This window comes from Klebsiella sp. HN106, assembly GCF_051209435.1.
In the GTDB taxonomy this organism is placed as follows: domain Bacteria; phylum Pseudomonadota; class Gammaproteobacteria; order Enterobacterales; family Enterobacteriaceae; genus Klebsiella; species Klebsiella oxytoca.
The window spans coordinates 235,366-258,744 of record NZ_JBLURD010000002.1 but is presented as its reverse complement, the minus strand read 5'-3'; the positions used below and the strand labels follow the sequence as shown (position 1 = coordinate 258,744).

The 23,379-nt window shown below is 56.0% G+C and carries 22 protein-coding genes and 1 pseudogene; 10 read left to right on the top strand and 13 right to left on the bottom strand.

All coding sequences use genetic code 11. The features are described from left to right. Nucleotide 1: 1 nt before the first annotated feature. Together moaE and ACSIPU_RS07840 are read left to right on the top strand one after the other, a co-directional pair. Nucleotides 2-454, top strand: a complete 453-nt coding sequence (moaE, locus tag ACSIPU_RS07845) for a molybdopterin synthase catalytic subunit MoaE (RefSeq protein WP_004100447.1) — start codon at nt 2-4, stop codon at nt 452-454. A 44-nt stretch (nt 455-498) separates the two neighbouring features. Then, entirely contained in the window at nt 499-1,203 is a 705-nt protein-coding gene (locus ACSIPU_RS07840; RefSeq protein ID WP_004100449.1) for a Bax inhibitor-1/YccA family protein, read from the top strand. A gap of 281 nt (nt 1,204-1,484) precedes the next feature. On the opposite strand, the gene ACSIPU_RS07835 is transcribed toward ACSIPU_RS07840, so the two are convergent. Genes ACSIPU_RS07835 through ACSIPU_RS07825 form a run of 3 tightly spaced genes read right to left on the bottom strand, consistent with a single transcriptional unit; the run spans nt 1,485 to nt 4,443 of the window. Next, a complete protein-coding gene (locus ACSIPU_RS07835; protein WP_004111555.1) occupies nt 1,485-2,453 on the bottom strand; it encodes a lysylphosphatidylglycerol synthase transmembrane domain-containing protein in 969 nt (322 codons plus the stop codon). Next, entirely contained in the window at nt 2,453-3,697 is a 1,245-nt protein-coding gene (gene clsB, locus ACSIPU_RS07830) for a cardiolipin synthase ClsB (protein WP_004100455.1), read from the bottom strand. Before clsB ends, ACSIPU_RS07835 begins: the two co-directional genes overlap by 1 nt. After that, nucleotides 3,694-4,443, bottom strand: a complete 750-nt coding sequence (locus ACSIPU_RS07825) for an endonuclease/exonuclease/phosphatase family protein (protein WP_004100457.1) — start codon at nt 4,441-4,443, stop codon at nt 3,694-3,696. The genes clsB and ACSIPU_RS07825 overlap by 4 nt, the downstream gene beginning before the upstream one ends. Before the next feature lie 143 nt (nt 4,444-4,586). Here ACSIPU_RS07825 and ACSIPU_RS07820 point away from each other — a divergent pair, with 143 nt between their 5' ends. Continuing rightward, nucleotides 4,587-4,997: a YbhQ family protein gene (locus ACSIPU_RS07820; RefSeq protein WP_004100459.1), complete on the top strand. Its 411-nt coding sequence runs from the start codon at nt 4,587-4,589 to the stop codon at nt 4,995-4,997. Here ACSIPU_RS07820 and ACSIPU_RS07815 read toward each other — a convergent pair. The 6 genes from ACSIPU_RS07815 to ACSIPU_RS07790 all read right to left on the bottom strand — a co-directional run bounded on the left by ACSIPU_RS07815 (nt 4,959) and on the right by ACSIPU_RS07790 (nt 11,677). Beyond that, nucleotides 4,959-6,065 carry an ABC transporter permease gene (locus ACSIPU_RS07815; RefSeq protein ID WP_196558076.1) on the bottom strand — a complete coding sequence of 369 codons (1,107 nt, stop codon included), beginning with the start codon at nt 6,063-6,065 and terminating at the stop codon, nt 4,959-4,961. The two genes, ACSIPU_RS07820 and ACSIPU_RS07815, sit on opposite strands and share 39 nt — an antisense overlap. 91 nt (nt 6,066-6,156) lie before the next feature. Beyond that, nucleotides 6,157-7,314, bottom strand: coding sequence for an ABC transporter permease (locus ACSIPU_RS07810; RefSeq protein WP_029779306.1), 1,158 nt, complete (start codon nt 7,312-7,314; stop codon nt 6,157-6,159). Then, nucleotides 7,280-9,019: an ATP-binding cassette domain-containing protein gene (locus ACSIPU_RS07805; protein WP_196558075.1), complete on the bottom strand. Its 1,740-nt coding sequence runs from the start codon at nt 9,017-9,019 to the stop codon at nt 7,280-7,282. The genes ACSIPU_RS07810 and ACSIPU_RS07805 overlap by 35 nt, the downstream gene beginning before the upstream one ends. Then, nucleotides 9,016-10,008, bottom strand: a complete 993-nt coding sequence (hlyD, locus tag ACSIPU_RS07800; RefSeq protein ID WP_196558074.1) for a secretion protein HlyD — start codon at nt 10,006-10,008, stop codon at nt 9,016-9,018. The genes ACSIPU_RS07805 and hlyD overlap by 4 nt, the downstream gene beginning before the upstream one ends. Next, complete coding sequence (gene cecR / locus ACSIPU_RS07795) at nt 10,005-10,682, bottom strand: transcriptional regulator CecR (RefSeq protein ID WP_024273947.1); 678 nt, start codon at nt 10,680-10,682, stop codon at nt 10,005-10,007. Before cecR ends, hlyD begins: the two co-directional genes overlap by 4 nt. Nucleotides 10,683-10,753: 71 nt before the next feature. Beyond that, the gene (locus ACSIPU_RS07790; RefSeq protein WP_196558078.1) at nt 10,754-11,677 is read right to left on the bottom strand and encodes a LysR substrate-binding domain-containing protein; all 924 of its coding nucleotides are present in this window, start codon (nt 11,675-11,677) and stop codon (nt 10,754-10,756) included. Nucleotides 11,678-12,018: 341 nt separating this feature from the next. On the opposite strand from ACSIPU_RS07790, the gene ACSIPU_RS07785 reads away from it, so the two are divergent. From ACSIPU_RS07785 to rhlE, 5 genes are all read left to right on the top strand, one after another. Further along, complete coding sequence (locus ACSIPU_RS07785; RefSeq protein ID WP_004100469.1) at nt 12,019-13,350, top strand: MFS transporter; 1,332 nt, start codon at nt 12,019-12,021, stop codon at nt 13,348-13,350. 50 nt (nt 13,351-13,400) lie between these two features. Further along, nucleotides 13,401-14,150, top strand: coding sequence for an SDR family NAD(P)-dependent oxidoreductase (locus tag ACSIPU_RS07780; RefSeq protein ID WP_004100470.1), 750 nt, complete (start codon nt 13,401-13,403; stop codon nt 14,148-14,150). Between the two features lie 13 nt (nt 14,151-14,163). Then, nucleotides 14,164-15,009, top strand: a complete 846-nt coding sequence (locus ACSIPU_RS07775; RefSeq protein ID WP_196558073.1) for a transketolase — start codon at nt 14,164-14,166, stop codon at nt 15,007-15,009. Further along, entirely contained in the window at nt 15,009-16,001 is a 993-nt protein-coding gene (locus tag ACSIPU_RS07770; protein ID WP_016808144.1) for a transketolase family protein, read from the top strand. Before ACSIPU_RS07775 ends, ACSIPU_RS07770 begins: the two co-directional genes overlap by 1 nt. A 300-nt stretch (nt 16,002-16,301) precedes the next feature. Continuing rightward, nucleotides 16,302-17,666, top strand: coding sequence for an ATP-dependent RNA helicase RhlE (gene rhlE / locus ACSIPU_RS07765; RefSeq protein ID WP_016808143.1), 1,365 nt, complete (start codon nt 16,302-16,304; stop codon nt 17,664-17,666). Nucleotides 17,667-17,780: 114 nt separating this feature from the next. Here the strand turns inward: rhlE and ACSIPU_RS07760 are convergent, their stop codons facing one another. Beyond that, nucleotides 17,781-17,891: a small membrane protein gene (locus ACSIPU_RS07760; protein WP_224226336.1), complete on the bottom strand. Its 111-nt coding sequence runs from the start codon at nt 17,889-17,891 to the stop codon at nt 17,781-17,783. 459 nt (nt 17,892-18,350) lie between these two features. Here ACSIPU_RS07760 and dinG point away from each other — a divergent pair, with 459 nt between their 5' ends. Beyond that, complete coding sequence (dinG, locus tag ACSIPU_RS07755) at nt 18,351-20,495, top strand: ATP-dependent DNA helicase DinG (RefSeq protein ID WP_023320613.1); 2,145 nt, start codon at nt 18,351-18,353, stop codon at nt 20,493-20,495. A 42-nt stretch (nt 20,496-20,537) separates the two neighbouring features. Beyond that, nucleotides 20,538-21,506 (top strand): DNA-binding protein YbiB, encoded by a 969-nt coding sequence (gene ybiB / locus ACSIPU_RS07750; protein ID WP_004100479.1) that lies wholly within the window; start codon nt 20,538-20,540, stop codon nt 21,504-21,506. Nucleotides 21,507-21,638: 132 nt separating this feature from the next. On the opposite strand, the gene ybiJ is transcribed toward ybiB, so the two are convergent. The 3 genes and pseudogenes from ybiJ to ACSIPU_RS07735 form a co-directional block, all read right to left on the bottom strand. Next, nucleotides 21,639-21,899: a DUF1471 family protein YbiJ gene (gene ybiJ / locus ACSIPU_RS07745; RefSeq protein WP_017146297.1), complete on the bottom strand. Its 261-nt coding sequence runs from the start codon at nt 21,897-21,899 to the stop codon at nt 21,639-21,641. A 285-nt stretch (nt 21,900-22,184) separates the two neighbouring features. After that, on the bottom strand, nt 22,185-22,451 hold the full coding sequence (locus tag ACSIPU_RS07740) for a DksA/TraR family C4-type zinc finger protein (protein WP_004100483.1): 267 nt from the start codon (nt 22,449-22,451) through the stop codon (nt 22,185-22,187). 247 nt (nt 22,452-22,698) lie between these two features. Continuing rightward, nucleotides 22,699-23,310: pseudogene (locus ACSIPU_RS07735) on the bottom strand (flavin reductase family protein); the annotation flags it as partial. Nucleotides 23,311-23,379: the final 69 nt, after the last annotated feature.

Here is a 23,379-nt window from a genome sequence, read left to right as displayed (position 1 = left end):
TATGACGCAGACGCGTATTATTGTCAGCCATGACCGCTTTAAAGTCGGCGAGGAATATCCCTGGCTGGCCGAGCGCGATGAAGACGGCGCGGTGGTGACGTTCACCGGTAAAGTCCGCAACCACAACCTTGGCGACAGCGTCAAAGCGCTGACCCTTGAGCACTATCCGGGAATGACGGAAAAATCGCTGGCGGAGATCGTGGAACAGGCGCGCGAGCGCTGGCCGCTGGGCCGGGTGACGGTGATTCATCGTATCGGCGAGATGTGGCCCGGGGAAGAGATTGTCTTTGTCGGCGTCACCAGCGCCCATCGCGGCAGCGCGTTTGCGGCGGGAGAGTTTATTATGGATTACCTGAAGACCCGCGCGCCGTTCTGGAAGCGCGAGGCGACGCCGGAAGGCGAGCGCTGGGTGGATGCGCGAGATAGCGACCGCAAGGCGGCAGAACGCTGGTAGTGTGGTACGCTTAGAAGATAAATTTCGTTAATCAGGAGACAGTCATGGACAGATATCCTCGTTCCGGTACCATCGTCCAGGGGCGCAGCGGGCTACAAACTTATATGGCGCAGGTATACGGCTGGATGACGGTCGGACTGCTGCTCACGGCGTTTATCGCGTGGTTTGCCGCTAACACCCCGGCGGTGATGATGTTTGTTTTTTCCAGCAAAATTACCTTCTTTGGGCTAATTATCGCCCAGTTGGGGTTGGTGTTCGTGCTCTCGGGCATGGTGCAGCGCCTCAGCGCCGGTATGGCGACGACCCTGTTTATGCTCTATTCGGCGCTAACGGGGCTCACCTTATCCAGTATATTCCTCGTCTATACCTACTCATCGATCGCCAGTACCTTCGTGGTTGCCGGCGGGATGTTTGGCGTGATGAGCCTTTACGGCTATACCACTAAACGCGATCTGAGCGGCTTCGGCAATATGCTGTTTATGGCGCTCATCGGTATCGTGCTGGCGTCGCTGGTTAACTTCTGGCTCAAGAGTGAAGCGCTGATGTGGGCGGTGACCTACATCGGGGTGATCGTATTCGTTGGCCTGACCGCCTATGACACCCAGAAGCTGAAAAATATCGGCGAGCAGATTGACGTTCGCGATACGTCGACGCTGCGTAAATACTCGATTCTTGGGGCTCTGACGCTGTATCTGGACTTTATCAACCTGTTCCTGATGCTGCTGCGCATTTTCGGCAACCGTCGTTAATTTGTTCCCGGATGGCGGCGCGATGCGCTTATCCGGGCTACCAGACCGCAGAAAACGATGAACCTGTAGCTTTGGTCAGAAGCAAAGTTTCCCGGAGGCGATGCTGCGCATCTCTCCGGGCTACCGGATTTCAGACGGTGGTGAACTTGTAGCCCGGTCAGCGAAGCGCCACCGGGCAAGTTCATCAACGGAGGAGTGGATAAAATAGCGGCAGATATCCACGATATCTACCAAACCGCGTGAAACTGCAGCCCCGGTCAGCATCCGCGACCGGGGATTTTTTACTTCTCACCCGCCAGCTTGCGCTGGTTTTTCGCCCGCAGATGCTTTGCCCGGCTCTCCAGAATCAGGTAGCCGATGGTCGCCAGCAGCAGCGGCAGGAAGTAGTACAGCGCGCGATAGGCGAGCAGGGCGGCGATGATCGCGCCGCGCGAAATCTCTTCGCCGGAAAGCATGGCGATAAACACCGCCTCAAGCACGCCAATCCCTGCCGGAATATGCACGATAACTCCCGCAATGCTGCTGACCAGCAGCACGCCGAGCACGAGGAAATAGTCCACCTGTGGACCCAGCAGTAGCCAGATAATCGCCCCCATCGCCATCCAGTTCAGGCTGGAAACCGCCATCTGCAATATCGCGAAGCGCCAGGAGGGCAGAACCAGCCGCTGGCCTTTTATCGTCAGATGGCGCTTTTTAGCAAAGGCGCAGGCCCATAAATAGAACGCGGAAATCAGCAGCAAAATGACGCCGAGAATTTGCAGCGACGACTGACTGATATACCAGCGCTCGGGCACCTTCACCATGCCGGAGCTAAAAATGATGCCGCCGAGCAGAATATAGCCCAGCCAGTTGGTGGTAATGCTCAGCGAAAAAATTCGGGTAATGGTTGCGCCGCTCAGGCCGAGGCGCGAGTAGAGCCGATAGCGCATACCAATCCCACCCACCCAGGTGCTGAGCGTCAGGTTAAAGGCATAGCAAATAAACGACACCAGCATCACCTGGCGTTTAGCCAGCTTGTGGCCACAGTAGGCGCGTCCCAGCAGGTCGTAGCAGCCATAGATCAGGTAGCTGGCGATAACCAGGCCTATGGCGCTGAGCAGCGCCGTACGGTTGTAATCACGAATCACTTTCCACACTTCCTGCCAGTCGATTTTCTGTGCGTAAACGACCAGCAGCACAACGACGGCGATAAAAAAGAGCACCGTCAGGATTTTTTTCGCCATCCGCCAGCGAGGGTGAGATTTCGCCATCAGGATTTGACCTCCTGGTTTTCCGGGTCCACGCGATCCTGGGTTTCAATTTCTGGCTGAACCGGAGGCTGAACGCGCGACAGCAGGGGCGTATGGGCCGGAAGCCATCCGACCCACGCGGGGAAGTGGCGCAGGAAGTGGAACGCCAGCACGCTAATCCCGAGCCGCCACCAGGTTCGTTTCGACAAAATGCGCTTATCCACTTCGCGGCAGTCGTTGGCGATTAAGCCATTGAGATTATCGCGCAGCGTCTGGTTGAATTCGCGGTCGTGGATCACCAGGTTGGCTTCCAGATTGAGTGACAGGCTGAGCGGGTCGAGGTTGCTGGAGCCGACGGTGGCCCAGTGGTCGTCCGCCAGCGCCACTTTGCCGTGCAGCGGACGGCGGCGATATTCAAAAATCTGCACGCCGCCTTTGACCAGGTAGTGGTACAGCAGACGTGCGCCGAATTTAACAATCGGGATATCCGGTTCGCCCTGGACAATAAGCTTGACGCGTACGCCGCGGCGGGCAGCGTTGCGCATCGCATGCAGCAGCCGATAGCCGGGGAAAAAGTAGGCGTTGGCGATAATCACTTCCCGGCGGGCGGTGGTCAGCATTTTCAGATAGTGGCGTTCGATATCATCGCGATGATCCTGATTATCCCGCCAGATAAACAGCGCTTGAGCCTCGCCGGGATTGCGGTTGACTTCGGGCTTATGCCGACGGCGGCGCCACCAGCGGCGGGTGGCTTCGCTGGTGGGCAGGTTTTCCAGTTCAAACTGCAGAATGTCGAGCACCACCGGCCCTTCAACCTGCACGGCGTAGTCCTGTTTGGCCTCGGGACCGTAATCGGTCATATGCTCGGCGGAGTAGTTAATTCCGCCGACAAAGGCGGTAACGTCGTCGATCACCACGATTTTACGATGCATGCGGCGGAATAAATTGGTGCGCATGCCGAGCAGCCGCGGGCGCGGATCGTAGTAGCGAAAAATCACCCCGGCCGACGTCAGTTCGCCCACAAAGCTTTCGCTCAAATCCGGAGAGCCGTAACCGTCCAGTAGGACTTCTACGCGCACGCCGCGCTGGGCCGCTTTGAGCAACACGGCATGCAGCTGCTTGCCGACGTCATCCTCGAACCAGATAAAGGATTCCAGAATCACCCGCTGCTGCGCGCGATCAATAGCGGCAAATAATGCCGGATAATAGTTATCGCCATTTTCTAATAGCCGAATGCGGTTTCCTTCCTGCCAGCTGCATTTCACAGATGTATCTCCACGCTAAGCGGTGCATGATCGGACAAATGACGCCACTGTTTTAACGCCAGCGCTTTGGGCTGGCTGGCATGGGCGTTTTTTACGTATATGCGGTCGAGGCGCAGCAGAGGGAAGCTGACCGGGAAAGTTCGCGCCGGGCGCCCTCTGGCGCGGGTAAAAATCTCCTCCAGCCCGGCCTGGGCTTTAAGCTGGCGGTTAGCCTGCTGCTGCCAGTCGTTAAAATCACCGGCCACTACCACCGGCTCGCCCGCGGGCAAACCGTTTACCCAGTCCGCCAGCATCGTCAGCTGGGCCTGGCGCTGATGAGAACGCAGACCCAGATGCGCGCAGATCACATGGATAGCGATCCCGCTTTCGGGCGGGACGATGCGGCAATAGAGCAGGCCGCGCTTTTCGCTGTTGCCGACCGAAACATCCAGATTTTGATAATGTTCTATAGGAAAGCGAGAAAGTACCGCGTTGCCGTGATGCCCTTCCGGATAAACCGCATTGCGACCGTAGGCGTAATCGCTCCACATGGTATCGGCAAGAAATTCATAGTGGGTCGTATCCGGCCAGTTTTCGATATGCAGCGGATGAATTTCGTGCGCACCCATCACCTCCTGCAGGCAAACAATGTCGGCGCTGACGCTACGCACCGCTTCGCGCAGCTCGGGTAAAATAAAGCGGCGATTGAAGGCAGTGAACCCTTTATGAGTGTTAATTGTCAGCACGTTTAGCGAAAATCGCGGCATTTGGTTGTCCTTATTTCTCTGGGCAATGTCACTTTCCTGTAGGAAATAGTGTAGTAGAGGTCACAAAAAGATGCGGTGATACGGAATTTTCCGTAAAGTGCGGTACTCTGAGTAGCAGAGAAAAATCCTTCAGGAGAGAAGCCATGAAGTGGCAACAACGTGTACGCGTCGCAACGGGTCTTAGTTGCTGGCAGATTATGTTGCATCTACTGGTCGTGGCAGTACTGGTGATGGGTTGGATGAGCGGCGCGCTGGTGCGCGTCGGATTAGGTTTGTGCGTGCTGTACGGCGTCACGTTACTGTCGATGCTGTTCTTGCAGCGTCACCACGATGAGCGCTGGCGCGACGTCGGTGATTTCCTTGAGGAGCTCACCACCACCTGGTACTTCGGCGCGGCGGTAATCGTGCTGTGGCTGCTGTCGCGCGTGCTGCACAACAACCTGCTGTTAGCCCTCGCCGGGCTGGCCATACTGGCAGGTCCGGCGGTGGTTTCACTGCTGGCGAAAGATAAAAAACTACGCGATCTTTCTTCGGAACATCGCATACGCCGCTGAGCCGGTGGTGGCCGCTATGACCAGTAGCGGCCACAAACTTCCCCACACAATTTCCCGACTCGCATCCTTCAGATAGATCTGCTTGGTGATATCGGTAAAGTGACGTATCGGGTTTACCCACGTCAAATCCTGCAGCCATTGCGGCATATTCTCCACAGGCGAAACGTAGCCCGAGAGCAGAATTGCCGGCATCATAAAGACGAACACGCCGATAAACGCCTGCTGCTGCGTGGAGCACAGTGACGAAATCAGCAGGCCGAATCCTACCAGCGACAGGCCGTAGACAATCATCGTAAAGTAAAACAGCAGCAGCGAGCCGGCAAAGGGGATTTGATAGGCCCAGATACCAATTCCCAGCACGATGGTGGCCTGCAGGGTCGCGACGATTAGCGCCGGCACCGCTTTACCGATAAAGATCTGCCAGGTTGCCAGCGGCGAGACCAGCAGCTGATCGAGCGTACCCTGTTCGCGCTCGCGGGCAACGGAGAGCGAGGTGACGATCATCACGCCGATGGTGGTGATCATGGCGATTAGCGACGGCACGACGAACCATTTGTAATCGAGATTCGGGTTATACCAGTTGCGTACCACCAGCTCGCTGTTGTTTGGTTTGGCTTTGCCTTCCATTAACGCCTGCTGATAGTTTTTGACGATCTGCTGGAGATAGTTCGCGGCGATCTGCGCGCTGTTGGAGTTGCGCCCATCAAGCAACAGCTGGAGAGGGGAGGTCTGCCAGGTATCGAGGTTGCGCGAAAAATCTGCCGGGAATCGCACGACCAGCAGCGCCTTTTGTTCGTCAATGGTCGGTCTTATCTCCTGAGGGCTTTTCAGCAGCAGGACGTGGGTGAAGGCTTTAGCGCGGGCAAAGCGCTGGGTCAGCTCCACGGCGTGCTTGCCGTTGTCTTCGTTATAGATGGCGATGGTGGCGTTAGTCACCTCCAGCGTGGCGGCAAAGGGGAACAGCAGCACCTGAATGAGTACCGGCATGATTAAAATCGCCCGCGTCTGCGGTTCACGCAGCAGCGACTGTAGCTCTTTGCGGATTAACGTCCATAAGCGATGAAACATCTCATATTCTCTCTTTGTGATCCCCGGATTGCGCTGCGCTTATCCGGGCTACCCGTTTGCCAGCCCTTGTACCGGGGGGCGCGCAGGCAAATTAATCCAGACGTCGTTTGGTTTTCAGCCACGTCAGGCCGATAAACATCACCGCCGAGGCGATCAGGAACAGCACGTTCACCAACAGCACCACCGGGATATTGCCCGCCAGAAACAGGCTTTGCAGAGTGCTGACAAAATAGCGCGCCGGGATCACGTAGGTCACGGCGCGAATTATCGCCGGCATGCTGTCTATCTGAAAAATAAACCCGGAGAGCATGATTGACGGCAGGAACGCGGCATTCAGCGCGACCTGCGCGGCGTTAAACTGGTTACGGGTGATGGTGGAAATCAGCAGCCCCATGCCCAGGGTACTCAGCAAAAACAGACTGGTAATAAAAAACAGAATCACCAGCGAACCGCGGAACGGCACGCCGAGAATAAACACCGCCACCAGCATACACAGCAGCATCGCCAGCATGCCGAGAAAATAGTAGGGGATCAGCTTACACAGCAGCAGCTCGGCGCGGGTAATTTCGGTCGACAGCAGCGCTTCCATCGTGCCGCGTTCCCACTCGCGGGCCACCACCAGCGACGTCAGGATCGCGCCGACCACCGTCATAATGATGGTAATCGCGCCGGGGATAATAAAATGCTGGCTGATGGCGGCCGGGTTAAACCAGTAGCGCATCTGCACGTCGATCAGCGGCTCGAAGGTTTCACCGCGATCTTCCGCCCGCTGCTGCTGCCAGATTTGCCAGATGCCTTCGACGTAGCCCTGGGCGAAGTTAGCGGTATTGGGTTCGCTGCCGTCGGTGATGAGCTGGATCGGCGCGTCGTCGCCGGGACGGGCCATCTTCTGGTCGAAGTCCACCGGTAGGGTGACCAGGGCGCGAATGCGTCCCGCCTGCATCATCTGCACCAGTTCCTGGCGGTTATCGCTGATGGTGGCGTCAATATAGGGGGAGCCGGTCATGGTATGGACAAAATCCAGCGCCTCTTCGCTCTGCTGCTCCAGCAGCACGCCCACCCGCAGCTTGCTGGAGTCGAGGTTAATCCCGTAGCCAAAAATGAACAGCAGCAGCAGGGGGATCACCACCGCAATCAGCCAGCTGCTGGGGTCGCGGACGATCTGCCGCGTCTCTTTCACGCACAGGGCGCGTACGCGCCGCCACGATAGCAGTTTAGCGCTCACCGGCGTTCTCCTTATCCCAGTCATGGATGAGGGTGATAAATGCCTGCTCCATCGTTGGGTCAGGCTGTTTTTCATCCGCCGCCAGCGCCTTCAGATCGTCCGGCGTGCCGCTGGCGATCAATTTGCCGTGATAGACCAGACCGATACGATCGCAATACTCCGCCTCATCCATAAAGTGGGTGGTCACCATCACCGTGACGCCTTTATCGACCATGCTGTTGATATGCAGCCAGAACTCGCGGCGGGTGAGGGGATCGACGCCGGAAGTGGGTTCGTCAAGAAACAGGATATCCGGCTCATGCATCAGCGAGCAGGCCAGCGCCAGGCGTTGTTTATAGCCAAGCGGCAGATCGTCGGCGGCCTGCCTGGCGATGCTTTTCAGGCCGAACGCCTCGCTCATGCTGGCGATTTTGTCGTTCTGCGCCCGTCCGCGCAGGCCGTATACGCCGGAGAAGAAGCGCAGGTTCTGCTCAACGGAAAGGTTACCGTACAGCGAGAACTTCTGCGCCATATAGCCCAGATGCTGACGCGCTTTGCCGGAGCTGACCTTCAGGTCCATCCCCAGAACCAGCGCTTTACCGGAGGTGGGGACCAACAGGCCGCACATCATCTTAAAAGTGGTAGACTTACCCGCGCCGTTAGGCCCGAGAAGGCCGAAAATCTCCCCACGTTTGACCTGAAAATCGACGTGATCGGTAGCGGCGAAATCGCCGAATTTCTTGGTCAGGGTCTGCGCTTCAATCACCGTGTCCTCATGGGAGCCTTCCACGGTATGGATAATTTTGCCCAGCGGCGATTCGGCGGTACCGGCACCGCCGAGCAGGTCGATAAAGGCGTCTTCAAAACGCGGCGCGGTTTCAGCGACCTCCAGCGGCGGCATACCGGCAGCGTTCCGTACTTCGCTGATGCTGGCCTCTTTTTTAATGATCAGGCGTACCGATTTACCCTGAATGACGCCATCGCTGACCTGCGGTAGCTTCAGGGTGCGCTGGAGCAGGCGGCGGTTATTCTCCCGGGAACTGGAAATCAAAAAACTGCGTCCCGCCATGGTTTGCGTCAGCTCTTTTGGCGCTCCCTGGTAAAGCAGCTGGCCCTCGTTCATCAACAGAACGTCCCGGCACTGCTCGGCCTCGTCGAGGTAGGAGGTGCTCCAGAGGATCAGCATCCCGTCGCCCGCCAGCTCGTGTACCATCTGCCACAGCTCGCGGCGTGAGATGGGGTCGACGCCGACGCCGGGCTCATCCAGCAGCAGCACCTTCGGCTCGCCGACGAGGGTACAGGCCAGGCCGAGTTTCTGCTTCATGCCGCCGGAAAGCTTACCCGCCAGCCGGCCGGTAAAGGGGCCGAGAGAGGTAAACTCCAGCAGCCGGGCGAAGGTTTTCTCCCGCGCCTCGCCGGTCACGCTGCGCAGGTCGGCGTAGAGCGTGAGATTTTCCATCACCGTCAGATCTTCATACAGACCGAATTTTTGCGGCATATAGCCGAGCACCGCGTGCAGGGCGCTATCGTCAGCAATCGGGTCGAAGCCGATCACCTTTGCGCTGCCTGCGTCGGGCTTCAGCAGCCCGGCGAGCATGCGCATCAGGGTGGTTTTTCCGGCGCCATCCGGGCCCACCAGACCGGTCACATAGCCGGAGTGAATGGTGCAGTCCAGCGGCGCTACGGCCGGGCGGTCCATCCCGGCAAAGCTCCGGGTCAGGCCGCTCAGCGTAATCACGTCTTCGCTCATTGGCCGTTTCCATGACTGAAAGCGACGGTGACCGGCATCCCCTGACGCAGCGCGTCGTCGGCATCGGTGACCACAATTCGCAGGCGATAAACCAGATCGGTGCGCAGGTCCGGGGTTTCCACGGTTTTCGGCGTGAATTCAGCGGTAGGGGAGACGAAGCCGATTTTGCCGCGATAGGGTTTATCCGGGCGACTATCGGTGTAAAGCAGCACTTCGCGCCCCGGCAGGGCCTGGCCCAGGTTGGTTTCATCGATGTAGGCGCGTACCCATACCGGATGGGTTAACGACAGCGTCATTACGGTACCGCCCGCGCTAAGCATACTGCCCGGCTCGACGGCGCGGGTCATCAGCGTTCCGTCGGACGGCGAGGTCAACGTGGTATCGTGCAGGTCCAGCTTCGCCTGCGCCAGCGCGGCCTGCGCCTGTTCGAGGCTGGCTCTGGCCTGGGCGATTTCCTGCGGACGGTTCCCCGCGCGATACTGGCGCAGCTTATCCTGCGCGGATTTCAGCGTCGCCTGGGCCTGATCGCGCGAGGAGCGGGCGTTTTCCAGATCGTTCGCGGAGATGGCGCTGCTTTTGCGTAGCCCCAGCTGGCGCTGATAGAAGTTCTGCGCATAGTCGTAAGCCGCCTGCGCCTGGTTGACCGCGGCGGCGGCCTGGGCAATCTCCTCCGAGCGATATCCCGCCATCATCAGGTCGTACTGCGCCTGGGCGGTGGAAACGTTGGCTTGCGCCTGCTGCAGGGCGTTTTCGTAGGGCGCGCGATCAAGCTCGCCCAGCGTCTGCCCGGCTTTTATCGCATCGCCCTCGTCGACGCTGAGCGATGCCAGCCGTCCGCCCACGCGAAAGCTCAGGTTAACGGTGCGAATATCCACGTTGCCATAAAGCGTGAGCTCTTTTTGCTGGCTGCTCTGGTACCACCACCAGCCTCCGCCAATGACAGCGGCCAGCAGGAGAAGCAGCACAACGACGATGAGCGGTTTTTTCATGACTCCAGACCCCTTTGCGATAATCCTTCCAGAACGAAATCTATATGGCAGGTAATAACTTCAAAAATTTGCTCGGTTTTTTGCCGATCGAATTCAGCCCAGCCCGCGCGGCGTAGCACCGTTTCCCGACCAAGACGAAAGGCGAGCACTTCGCCAAGTAGCGCGTGCGTGTGCAGCACCATCTGCGTGCTGTCAGGGTTAAGGCCGGTATAAGCGGCGATTAAACGGGTCAGGTAGCAGTGTAGCGGAGCAATGACCTGATCGTGGATAAGCCGGTAGGCCGCAGTCGGCGATAGCTGTTCGCGGGAGATAAATTTGCTCAAGTTAACCGTATCATCCTGGGTCAGCAGCAAAATCATATTCTGACAGGCGCGCAGAATCAGAGTGCGCATGGCGGCTTTGTCCGGAAGAGGCTGAGCGAATAGCGCTTCTGCCGCCTGCGCGTGGGGGCGGAAATTGTGCTCGATAAAATCGGCGATCCACTGGGCGCAGGCGAGATAGAGATCGTCCTTAGAACCAAAATAGTAGGCGATCGCAGCGATATTCTGCCCGGCCTGGGCGGCAATATCGCGGGTCGTGGCGTGCAGGCCGTATTCGCCGAACTGGGCGATAGCGGCGGCGATGAGCTGGCTTTTCGCCTGCTCTCCCTTGCTGGTAGTCGGTGTGGTGGTCATCACGCTGAAAGAATTAATCAATCGATTGATTAACTCTAGGCGCAGGTTGCTGCTTTGTCCAGCATCGACGATTAGATATGAAATCCCTCATGACTGAGCTCTTCGGCAACCCAGTTAAAAAAGATCTTCACTTTCTCTTTTTGCTCGTTAGGGTGCGGCAAAACGAAGTGATGGGCGTTAACCGGCATACTCGCGTCGCTGGAAAAAACCGGCTCGAGGTGCCGTTGCCGAACGCTCTGACCGGCCAGCAAATTACTTTCAAGAATAATGCCCATACCCATGCGTGCGGCCTCAATGCTCATATAGGAACGGTCAAAATTAAAAATAAATCTCTTATTCCAGCCGCGAACCTTGTGCCAGGATAACCAGTTGCTCCAGCCGATCAGCGTGCTGTCGGAGTGGATAAGATCGCAGGCCAGTAAGTCTTCAATAGTCTGAACTTCGCGGCTGGCTAAATAAGTTGATGAGCTATAGGGGAGCATGCGTTCATTTTTTATGGTTTTGACCACCAGAGTCGGCCATTGTGAGAGCCCATGGCGAATATCGATATCAATATTATCGCGGGAGAACTGGATACTTTCATAAGAGCAGGTCAGGCTAATTTTAAGCTCGGGCCAGGCCTGGCGAAATTTATTCAGGCGGGGCATCAGCCACAGGAGCCCAAAGCTGGGCGCGGAGTGAATGCGTAAATAATCCTGATGGATATCGTTAATCACCTGATTGGTGGCCTGGCCAATAATATTTAACGCTCCGGAAACCTCTTTAAGATATTTTTCACCAATTGCGGTTAACACCATGCCTTTACTGCTGCGGGAAAATATTTTCTTTCCGAGATACTGTTCCAGGCTGGCTATCTGATGGCTGACCGCTGAGGCCGTAATATTGAGATGCTCTGCGGCCAGATTGAGACTGCCGGTATCCGCCACTTCAATAAATGCCTGAATATTGCGTAAGGAGGGCATCGGTAAACTTTTATTTTGCAGCGGCTGATTCATCATTTCTCCAGCAAATAGAAAATGTCTGGTGGTATTATTTTTACTTCGCAAGAAGCTACGCTCGCCCTTATCTCCACAATGGCACATCAGCATAACATAGAGACAAAATAAGTAATGGCGTAATTCGTGATGAAGTTAACAGTTTTAGGGCGAGGGATGCCAGGCAACATAATTCGCAGGAATTTGCGTGCAGTCACGAAGCAAATTTTTCTCACTCATAATTGAGGTTTTTTGAATACCCTTTCTTTTTTGGGTTGTTATATTGCAACCACAGGCCTGATACCAAGGCGCGATGCGGTAAGGTTCGCGACAAAAACATAAAACAATAATGAGGATACCCTATGTCACGTATAGAGACTGTTGTCTGTACTGACGCCAGGAAAACAAAATATCGTTTCGTGGTTTTGACGATGATTTTTCTGGTGTATGCCATAAATTACGCTGACAGAACGAATATCGGCGCGGTGCTGCCGTTTATCATTGATGAGTTTCATATCAATAACTTTGAAGCCGGGGCCATCGCCAGCATGTTTTTTTTGGGCTATGCGGTAAGTCAGATCCCGGCAGGATTCTTTATTGCCAAACGCGGTACCCGGGGGTTGGTTTCGCTATCCATTTTCGGCTTTTCCGCTTTTACCTGGCTGATGGGCACCGTGAGCTCCGTTTTTGGTCTGAAAATGGTGCGTCTGGGACTGGGTCTTAGCGAAGGGCCGTGCCCGGTAGGACTGGCTTCAACCATTAACAATTGGTTCCCGCCGAAAGAGAAAGCCACGGCGACGGGCGTTTACATTGCAGCTACCATGTTTGCGCCGATCATCGTTCCGCCGCTGGCGGTGTGGATTGCGGTAACCTGGGGGTGGCGGTGGGTCTTTTTCTCCTTTGCGATACCGGGGATTGTGGCGGCGATAGCGTGGTACCTGTTGGTTAAGTCAAAACCCTCGGAGAGCGGATTTGTTTCACCAGCCGAACTGGAAGAGATCAATGCCGGGCGTGAAACCGATGATAACCTTGTGCGCGAAAATATCTTAATTGCCAATCGTTTTACCTGGCTGGATAAAATTATTCGAGTGAAGAAAATGGCGCCTATCGATACGGCGAAAGGATTATTTACCTCAAAAAATATTCTCGGTGACTGTCTGGCCTATTTTATGATGGTTAGCGTACTGTACGGATTATTAACCTGGATCCCGCTGTATTTAGTCAAAGAGCGCGGTTTTGATGTGATGAGCATGGGCTTTGTGGCAAGTATGCCGTGCATCGGCGGTTTTATTGGCGCGATCGCCGGAGGGTGGATTTCAGATAAAGTATTAGGCCGTCGGCGTAAACCCACCATGATGTTTACCGCTATTTCAACGGTGGTCATGATGTTAATCATGCTGAATATTCCAGCGAGTACCCTGGCGGTCTGTATTGGTTTGTTCTTCGTCGGCTTTTGTTTAAATATCGGCTGGCCGGCTTTTACCGCTTACGGTATGGCCGTTTCGGACAGTAAAACCTATCCGATCGCCTCTTCTATTATTAATAGCGGTGGCAACCTTGGCGGATTTGTTGCCCCGATGGCTGCGGGATTTTTACTGGACCAGACCGGCAGCTTTAATTCTGTATTTACTTATTTTGGTATCTGCGCAGCAATTGGTTTGCTGGTTATTCTCTTTCTCGATGAGCCACAATAACGGAAATATATCCTGTTAATTAATATGACGTAATGTCATGGAGTAAAAATATGTTATTAAAAGATAAAGTCGCCATTATTACTGGCGCGGCCTCCGCACGCGGTTTGGGTTTTGCTACCGCGAAGTTATTTGCCGAAAACGGCGCTAAAGTGGTCATTATCGACCTCAATGGCGAAGCCAGCAAAGCCGCGGCGACGGCATTAGGCGAAGGCCATCTCGGGCTGGCGGCAAACGTCGCCGATGAAGTTCAGGTTCAGGCGGCAATGGAACAGATTCTGGCGAAATATGGTCGGGTAGACGTGCTGGTGAATAACGCCGGTATCACCCAGCCGCTGAAGCTGATGGACATTAAACGTGCCAACTATGACGCGGTATTGGATGTCAGCCTGCGCGGTACGCTGCTGATGTCGCAGGCGGTTATCCCGGCGATGCGGGCGCAAAAATCGGGCAGCATTGTCTGTATCTCGTCGGTTTCCGCCCAGCGCGGCGGCGGTATCTTCGGCGGCCCGCACTACAGTGCGGCAAAGGCCGGAGTGCTTGGCCTGGCGCGAGCGATGGCCCGCGAGCTGGGTCCGGACAACGTCCGCGTCAACTGCATTACCCCGGGGCTGATCCAGACCGATATCACCGCCGGTAAGCTGACCGACGAAATGACGGCCAACATCCTCGCCGGAATCCCGATGAACCGCCTCGGCGATGCGGTTGACATCGCGCGCGCCGCGCTATTCCTCGGCAGCGATCTCTCTTCCTACTCTACCGGTATCACTCTTGACGTAAACGGCGGCATGTTAATCCACTAAGCGAGGCAAGCAGATGAAGATCACCGAAGCACAAAAAGTCGCCGCGGCGGCGTGGCGGATTCGCCGCTATGCCCTGCGCATGGGGGAGGTTCAGGGTCAGGGCTATATCGGCCAGGCATTAGGCTATGCGGATGTACTGGCCACCGCGTTCAGCCACGCGATGACCTACCGTCCGCAAGAGCCGCGGTGGGAAGGGCGCGACCGCTTCCTGCTCTCTCACGGCCATTACGCCATCGCCTACTATGCGGCGCTGCTGGAGGCGGGAATTATCCCGGAAGAGGAGCTGGAAACCTACGGTTCTGACGACAGCCGCCTGCCGATGTCGGGAATGGCGACCTACACCCCGGGTATGGAGATGTCCGGCGGCTCGCTGGGGCAGGGGCTCTCTATTGCCGTCGGGATGGCGCTGGGGCTGCGGCAAAAAGGGAGCACATCCTGGGTCTACAACTCCATGTCGGATGGGGAGTTGGATGAAGGTTCCACCTGGGAAGCGGCGATGTCGGCGGCGCATTACGGCCTGACGAACCTGATCAACATCGTTGACGTGAATAAACAGCAGGCGGACGGCGATTCGCGCAAAATTCTCGGCTTTGAGCCGCTGCATGAAAAATGGGCCGCCTTCGGCTGGTACGTGCAGCGCGTCGACGGTAACGATCTGGCGGCGGTGATGGCCGCCTTTGATAACGCGAAAAATCATGCGGGCAACCAGCCGCGGGTCATCTTATGCGACACATTGATGGGTAAAGGGGTCCCGTTCCTCGAAACCCGGGATAAAAACCATTTTATTCGCGTCGATGCCGATGAGTGGCAAAAAGCGATTGCGGTGCTGGACGCCAACAAACCGGAAGGAGTGCTGTAATGAGCCAGAGTAAACCACGTTTAAAAACGTCCGCGATGATCGCTTCTATTGCTGACGAAGGTCAGGCGACGATTCCGGCACCGTTTGGCGTTGCGCTCTCGAAGCTGGCGGCGCAGCGACCAGAAATCGTTGGTATGACCGCGGACCTGTCAAAGTACACCGATCTGCACATTTTCGCGCAGGCTTTCCCGGATCGCTTTTTCCAGATGGGAATGGCGGAACAGCTGCTGATGGGGGCGGCGGGAGGAATGGCGAAAGAGGGATTCATTCCCTTCGCCACCACCTATGCCGCTTTTGCTACCCGCCGCGCCTATGATTTTATTCATCAGGTCATTGCCGAGGAGCATCTCAACGTGAAGATCTGCGCGGCGCTCCCGGGCCTGACCACCGGCTACGGGCCGAGCCATCAGGCAACGGAAGATCTGGCGATCATGCGCGGCATTCCCGGCATGGTCATCGTCGACCCATGCGATGCGCTGGAGATAGAGCAGGCGGTACCGGCGATTGCCGACCATAACGGTCCGGTATATATGCGCCTGCTGCGCGGTAAGGTGCCGCTGGTGCTGGATAAGTACGACTATCAGTTTGAGCTGGGCAAGGCGAAGCTGCTTGAAGATGGCAACGATGTGCTGATTATCTCTTCCGGGCTGATGACCATGCGCGCCCTCGAGGCGGTCGAAAAGCTGCGGGCCGATAATATCAGCGCAGCCGTACTGCACGTGCCAACGATCAAACCGCTTGATGAAGAAACGATTATTGCACAGGCCTCGAAGCCCGGTCGCCTGGTGGTTACTGCCGAGAACCATACTTCGGTTGGCGGACTGGGGGAGGCGGTTGCCGCGTTGCTGATGCGCAAAGGCGTGCGCTGCGAGCTGGATACCGTTGGCTTGCCTGACGAATTCCTGCTGGCCGGCGCGCTGCCGACCCTGCACGATCGCTACGGTATTTCCACCGCGAGGATGGTCGAAAAAATTAAGTATCGCCTGCGTTAATTGCTTTCGCCGCCGCGTCCTGCGGCGGCGCTTCTCTGCTTTTGTTCGCGGCTTCCCTGTCGAGGCATTAAACGTGCTATTTCGAGGACGCCTGGCGCGAAGCGCCATCGCCGCTTCTCATCGACAGAACGGGGAGCTGTCGTTTGTGAGGCAGAGGATTCTTTTCGGCAGATTTTATGCGGTTCGTCACAAAATCTGCTAGACTGCGCAACTTCATGGCATTGTGGTTTTTGCCATCTCTTTCGCAATAATCTCCCTGAAAACTACGCCTGTGACGGGCCGGGGCGGTTCGGAGTTGTTATGTCTTTTGATTCCCTTGGCCTGAATCCTGAAATCCTGCGCGCCGTCGCTGAGCAGGGCTACGTAGAGCCAACCCCTATTCAGCAGCAGGCTATCCCGGCAGTATTACAGGGCCGCGATCTGATGGCCAGCGCCCAGACGGGTACCGGCAAAACGGCGGGATTTACGCTGCCGCTGCTTCAGCACCTGATCCAAAAAGAACCCCACGCCAAAGGTCGTCGCCCGGTGCGCGCCCTGATCCTGACCCCGACGCGCGAGCTGGCGGCACAGATTGGCGAGAACGTCCGGGATTACAGCAAATACCTTAACGTTCGTTCGCTGGTGGTTTTCGGCGGCGTAAGCATTAACCCACAGATGATGAAGCTGCGCAGCGGCGTCGATATTCTGGTGGCAACCCCTGGCCGTCTGCTGGACCTTGAGCATCAGAACGCCGTGAGCCTGGACAAAGTCGAAGTGCTGGTGCTGGATGAAGCCGACCGTATGCTGGATATGGGCTTTATTCACGATATTCGCCGGGTGCTGGCGAAGCTGCCGGCAAAGCGGCAGAACCTGCTGTTCTCCGCAACTTTCTCCGACGACATTAAATCACTGGCGGAAAAGCTGCTGCATAACCCGCTGGAAATCGAAGTCGCCCGCCGTAACACCGCTTCTGAGCAGGTGAGCCAGCTGGTGCATTTTGTCGATAAAAAGCGCAAGCGCGAGCTGCTGTCGCAGATGATCGGCGAAGGTAACTGGCAGCAGGTTCTGGTCTTTACCCGCACCAAACACGGCGCAAACCACCTGGCGGAACAGCTCAATAAAGACGGCATCCGCAGCGCCGCTATTCACGGCAACAAGAGCCAGGGCGCGCGTACCCGAGCGTTGGCTGATTTTAAATCCGGCGGCATCCGCGTGCTGGTCGCAACCGATATCGCCGCGCGCGGTCTGGATATTGAAGAGTTGCCGCACGTGGTGAACTACGAGCTGCCAAACGTGCCGGAAGATTACGTGCACCGTATTGGTCGTACCGGGCGCGCTGCGGCAACGGGCGAAGCGCTGTCGCTGGTCTGCGTAGATGAACATAAGCTGCTGCATGATATCGAACGCTTGCTGAAGAAAGAGATCCCGCGCATCGCCATTGCGGGTTACGAGCCGGATCCGTCGATCAAAGCCGAGCCGATTCAGAACGGTCGCCAGCAGCAGCGCGGCGGCGGTCGTGGCGGTCAGAGCCAGGGCCGGAGCGGCCAGGGACGTGGTGGTCAGGGACAAGGTCGTGCCCAGCAGGCTGCTCCGCGTCGCACCGATGGCGAAGCGCCGAAAGCGCGCACTCAGGACGGTAAGCCTCCTCGCCGTCGCCGCCCGCGCAAACCTGCTGCGGCTGAGTAAAGTTGTTCTGGCTGCGGTGGGGAAATCTACCGCAGCTTGTTCCTTTGAGAACACATCGCGATTAAAATTTAACACTCTCCCGCTAAGTCTGACTTCAATGTTGCCGCTCGCTATTTATCTTTTATGAGATCTTACTTTTGGCAATGAACTATTTTTACGATTTTTGCAATAACTAACAAAGTTATAACCTGCAACTATCAAAAGAATGACAGATACTAATAACATTAAAAAAGCAACCATATATACCCTCAATAATTTACAGACCCTGCGGGTTCATAAAGCAGTATACGGATTAGCGTTTAAGATATAATATATTATGAGTGTAGATATTCTTAATGTATCTGAAATTAAAGGATTAATTTTAATTTCACGGTCTTTTTGACGATATTTTTCGGAATTCGTTTAGATGATTTTAAACATCTTCATGTTTTTTTGAATGCCCATAAAGTTAAATTGATAGCGATTTTGGTGACTGTGCTGGTATTTTGAAAATTATATTCAGCCCGGATAAAATAACGTTATGACACATTATTCATTAAGTGGATGTCGAGCGTTGGTTGTGGCTGCATAAACCGACTTCAACCTGATTCTGCGAGACCGCTTCCTGTTTGCCGAAAAAGGGATACCTCCCTCCCGGCAAAAATGGCACAATAGTGGCTGTTTATACAGTATTCAGGTTTTCTCATGGCTTTGACCGCAGCGCTGAAAGCGCAAATCGCCGCCTGGTATAAGGCGCTTCAGGAACAAATTCCTGACTTTATTCCCCGGCCTCCGCAGCGGCAGATGATCGCCGATGTGGCGAAGACGCTCGCCGGAGAAGAGGGGCGGCACCTGGCGATTGAAGCGCCGACCGGGGTCGGCAAAACCTTGTCGTATCTGATCCCTGGCATTGCTATTGCCCGCGAAGAGCAAAAAACGCTGGTGGTCAGCACCGCCAACGTTGCGCTGCAGGACCAAATCTACAGTAAAGATCTGCCGCTGCTGCGCAAAATCATCCCCGATCTGCGCTTTACCGCCGCCTTTGGCCGCGGGCGCTACGTCTGCCCGCGTAACCTGGCCGCGCTTGCCAGCACGGAACCGACGCAGCAGGATTTGCTGGCCTTTCTTGATGACGAACTCACGCCTAACAACCAGGCGGAGCAGAAGCTGTGCGCAACGCTGAAAGCGGATCTCGATAGCTACAAATGGGACGGCCTGCGCGATCATACCGACAAAAACGTGGATGATTCTCTGTGGAGCCGCCTGAGCACGGATAAAGCCAGCTGCCTGAATCGAAACTGTCATTATTATCGCGAATGTCCGTTCTTTGTCGCCCGACGGGAAATCCAGGAAGCGGAAGTGGTGGTGGCGAACCATGCGCTGGTGATGGCGGCTATGGAGAGCGAAGCGGTGCTGCCGGAGCCGAAGCATCTACTGCTGGTGCTTGATGAAGGCCACCATCTGCCGGAGGTCGCCCGCGATGCGCTGGAAATGAGCGCTGAAATTACCGCCCCGTGGTATCGCCTGCAGCTGGATTTGTTCACTAAGCTGGTTGCAACCTGCATGGAGCAGTTTCGCCCTAAGACCACGCCGCCGCTGGCGAATCCCGAACGTCTGACTGGACACTGCGAGGAGCTGTTCGAGCTAATCTCCTCGCTGAATAATATTCTCAATCTCTACATGCCGGCCGGCCAGGAGGCGGAGCATCGCTTTCCGATGGGGGAACTGCCGCAGGAAGTCATGGAGATCTGCCAGCGGCTGGCGAAACTCACCGAAACGCTGCGCGGCCTGGCGGAGCTGTTCCTTAACGATCTGGGCGAAAAAACCGGCACGCACGATGTGGTGCGTCTGCACCGGGTTCTGCTGCAGATGAACCGCGCGCTGGGGATGTTTGAAAGCCAAAGTAAACTGTGGCGGCTGGCGTCGCTGGCGCAGTCCTCCGGCGCACCGGTGACTAAATGGGTTACCCGCGATCTGCGCGATGGTCAGATGCATATCTGGTTCCACTGCGTGGGGATCCGCGTCAGCGATCAGCTGGAAAGGCTGCTCTGGCGCAGCGTCCCGCATATCGTCGTCACCTCTGCGACGCTGCGTTCGCTGAACAGCTTCTCTCGCCTGCAGGAGATGAGCGGGCTGAAAGAGAAAGCCGGAGATCGCTTTGTGGCGCTGGATTCGCCCTTCAACCACGTCGAACAGGGTAAAATCGTCATTCCGCAGATGCATTATGAACCGCTTATCGATAACGAAGAGCAGCATATTGCCGAAATGGCCGCCTATTTCCGTGAACAGGTCGAGAGCAAAAAGCATCTCGGCATGCTGGTGCTGTTCGCCAGCGGAAGAGCGATGCAGCGTTTTCTCGAGCACGTGACCGATCTGCGCCTGCTGCTGCTGGTTCAGGGCGATAAGCCCCGCTACCGACTGGTGGAGCTGCACCGCAAACGCGTTGAAGGCGGCGAGCGCAGCGTACTGGTTGGGCTGCAATCCTTTGCGGAAGGTCTGGACTTAAAAGGCGAGCTGTTAAGCCAGGTGCATATCCATAAGATAGCTTTCCCGCCAATAGACAGCCCGGTGGTGATCACCGAAGGTGAATGGCTCAAAAGCCTCAACCGCTATCCGTTCGAAGTCCAGAGCCTGCCCAGCGCGTCATTCAACCTGATTCAGCAGGTGGGGCGCCTGATCCGCAGTCATAGCTGCTGGGGAGAGGTGGTGATTTATGATAAACGTCTGTTAACCAAAAATTACGGTAAGCGCCTGTTGAACGCATTACCCGTATTTCCGATAGAGCAGCCTGCCGTCCCTGAGGTTATAGTAAAAACGAAAGCAAAACCGACGCGTCGCAAGCGGCGATAGTGGTGCAATGTCGACGATGTGAGAAGCTCAGAGGAGCCTGCAATGGACTACAGCAAGATTATTAAAGAAGTCGGGCGCGGAAAGAACCACGCCCGCGACCTGGATGTGGAGACAGCCCGCGCGCTCTACTCGCGGATGCTTAACGGCGAGGTGCCTGAGCTTGAGCTCGGCGGCATTCTTATCGCTCTGCGCATTAAAGGCGAAGGCGAAGCGGAGATGAAGGGCTTCTATGAAGCGATGCAGGCGCATACGATTAAGCTGACTCCGCCGGTCGCCAAACCGATGCCCATTGTGATCCCCAGCTATAACGGCGCGCGTAAACAGGCAAACCTGACCCCTCTGCTCGCCGTCCTGCTGCATAAGCTCGGCTTCCCGGTCATCGTCCACGGCGTGAGCCACGATCCGACCCGCGTGGTGACGGAAACGATTTTTGAACTGATGGGTATCCCGGCGACGCTTCACGCGGGTCAGGCCCAGGCGCGATTGGATAGCCATCAGCCGGTTTACGTTCCGGTCGGCGCATTTTGCCCACCGCTGGAAAAACAGCTGGCGATGCGCTGGCGCATGGGCGTGCGCAACAGCGCCCACACGCTGGCCAAGCTGGCGACACCCTTTGCGGAAGAGGCGGCGCTGCGCCTGTCGAGCGTTTCACACCCGGAATACGTCGGCCGGGTAGCGAAATTCTTTGCCGAAATCGGCGGGCGGGCGCTGCTGATGCACGGTACCGAAGGGGAGGTTTACGCCAACCCGCAGCGCTGTCCGCAGATTAGCCTGATTGATGCATCTGGTATGCGGGTGGTAAATGAACGACAGGATAGCGTAGCCGCGCAGGCACTCGCCCTGCCGGAGTCAAAAGATCCTGAAGTCACCGCCCGCTGGATTGAGCGCTGCATCGTCGGGAGCGCACCGCTACCGCAATCATTGCGAATTCAGTTGGCCTGCTGTCTTGTGGCCACCGGCGCCGTTCCGTCTCTTGAACAGGGCCTGGCAAAGGTGGCTGAGCGCTGGTAACCGTAGCGGCAGGCAAAAAAAAGCCCGTCCAGTGGCGTGGACGGGCAAGGCAAGGGTATTAAAGGATCTTACAGGGTTAAAACAGTGGCATTACAGGATGTGGCTACAGGAAATAGCGGCAAGTCGCGGCGATTATTTATAGATAACCGCGGTACCGCTAAGTTTGTTGTTGCTGTTAGCTGAGGTAATGCTATAACCGGTCGCGCCGGCAGCCTCTGCTTTTTCAGCCAGTTTAGCTTCCAGTCCATCCAGCGTCGTCGCGCCTTCAGCGGAAACTACACCAATTTTATTCATGCTTTCTGCCTGAGCCGAGGTCACCGGCTGGGCGGCGAATGCGCCAAAAGAGAAAGCGGAAAGGGCGATGGCAGCGGCAGCAAATTTCATGTTTTTCATAGTTAATCTCTCGCAGGTTGTTCTGTTCAGGGGACGATGTTGCGTCGATGTGATAAGTATCACGGTTTTTTACGGGAGATAAAATCGAAGGAAATTAACAGTGTCCATCTAATTTTTTGAATAAGTATTAATTTATTGAATATTAATAAATTATTTTGGCCGGGAAAAGCAAAACCCGTGAGGATGAAGTTCAGAGGGCTTTAAGGGCACATATTGCCACGCCGCTTGCCAAAAAACGTGCGCGAAAAGATAACGCGATATGCGGTAATGAACGGTAAATATCGGTCAACGAAGCTGGCTATCTTTGGAACCTCTACGATTATATCCTGAAAATGTATTGTTATGTAAATCTTTCTCCTGCTGGCATTTTATGCAGTATTTCACGCCCGCGACCGCGCGCTGACGCGCTTCGGGGATCGGTTCTCCGCATTCTTCACAAAATTTGTTGCTCTCACCCGATGACAGCTCATTTCGCGCCCGTGCAATCGCGTCATTGATAGTGCTATCGATTTGTTCCTGCACCGCGTCGTCATTTGCCCAGCCTGAAGCCATAGTCCACCTCGCTATCTCGTCTTTCTTTAGTATAGGAAATATGGGGGCAAAAAATGACCAGACAAGGAGTCATGTTCACTGCAGAGAAAATCCAGGGGTGAGGCAGTGGAGAGAGGGATACTGAAGGGCGTTTGCGCGCAGGCCTCCGCAGGGGAGGTTAAAGGGATGATAACAGGCGGATAAAAAGCTGCTTCCCGACCAGCCCGGCGGGGAGCTTGCCGGTCGGGGGAGTCGGAATAAACGTCTGGCGGGCGTCCGGACGCACAAGGTCAAAGCGCAGGCTTTCATCAATGGCGTAATAGGCGCTGGGACCGCCCGCGCGCAGAATCGGCTGAGCCCTGGCGGTCTGGTAAATCCCGTCCTCCAGCAGCGACTCATCAATATGCACTGCCACAACTTCGCCCAGCACCAGCCAGGTATCAACCGCCAGCCCTTCGGCGGTGGTTAACTGGATGCATTGCGACAGGCGACACTCAAAATTGACCGGACTTTCGGCTACCCGGGGGGCGCTGACGAGGCGGCTGGCGGCGGGAGTGAGCCCGGCGCGGACAAATTCATCTTCGTGACGCGGGATACTGGCAGAGGTTTCGTTCATCGCGACCGCCAGGGGGCGGGTGGCGAGGTTCCAGACGAACTCTTTGGTCTCAACGATATTCTGCACGCTATCTTTCCAGCCGCTGCTGGCGAAGCCAATAATCGGCGGCCGATAGTTAAAGCAGTTGAAAAAACTATACGGCGCAAGATTATGCTGGCCGCTATTATCCACGGAAGCTATCCAGCCGATAGGCCGTGGTCCGATAATCGCGTTAAGCGGGTCGTGCGGCAGCCCGTGTCCTTGCGAAGGTTGGTAGAAGTACATACGACACTCGTGACAAATAAAGAAGATATCCAGACTCACTTATTTACCGCGCCGCCGTCAACGGGTATC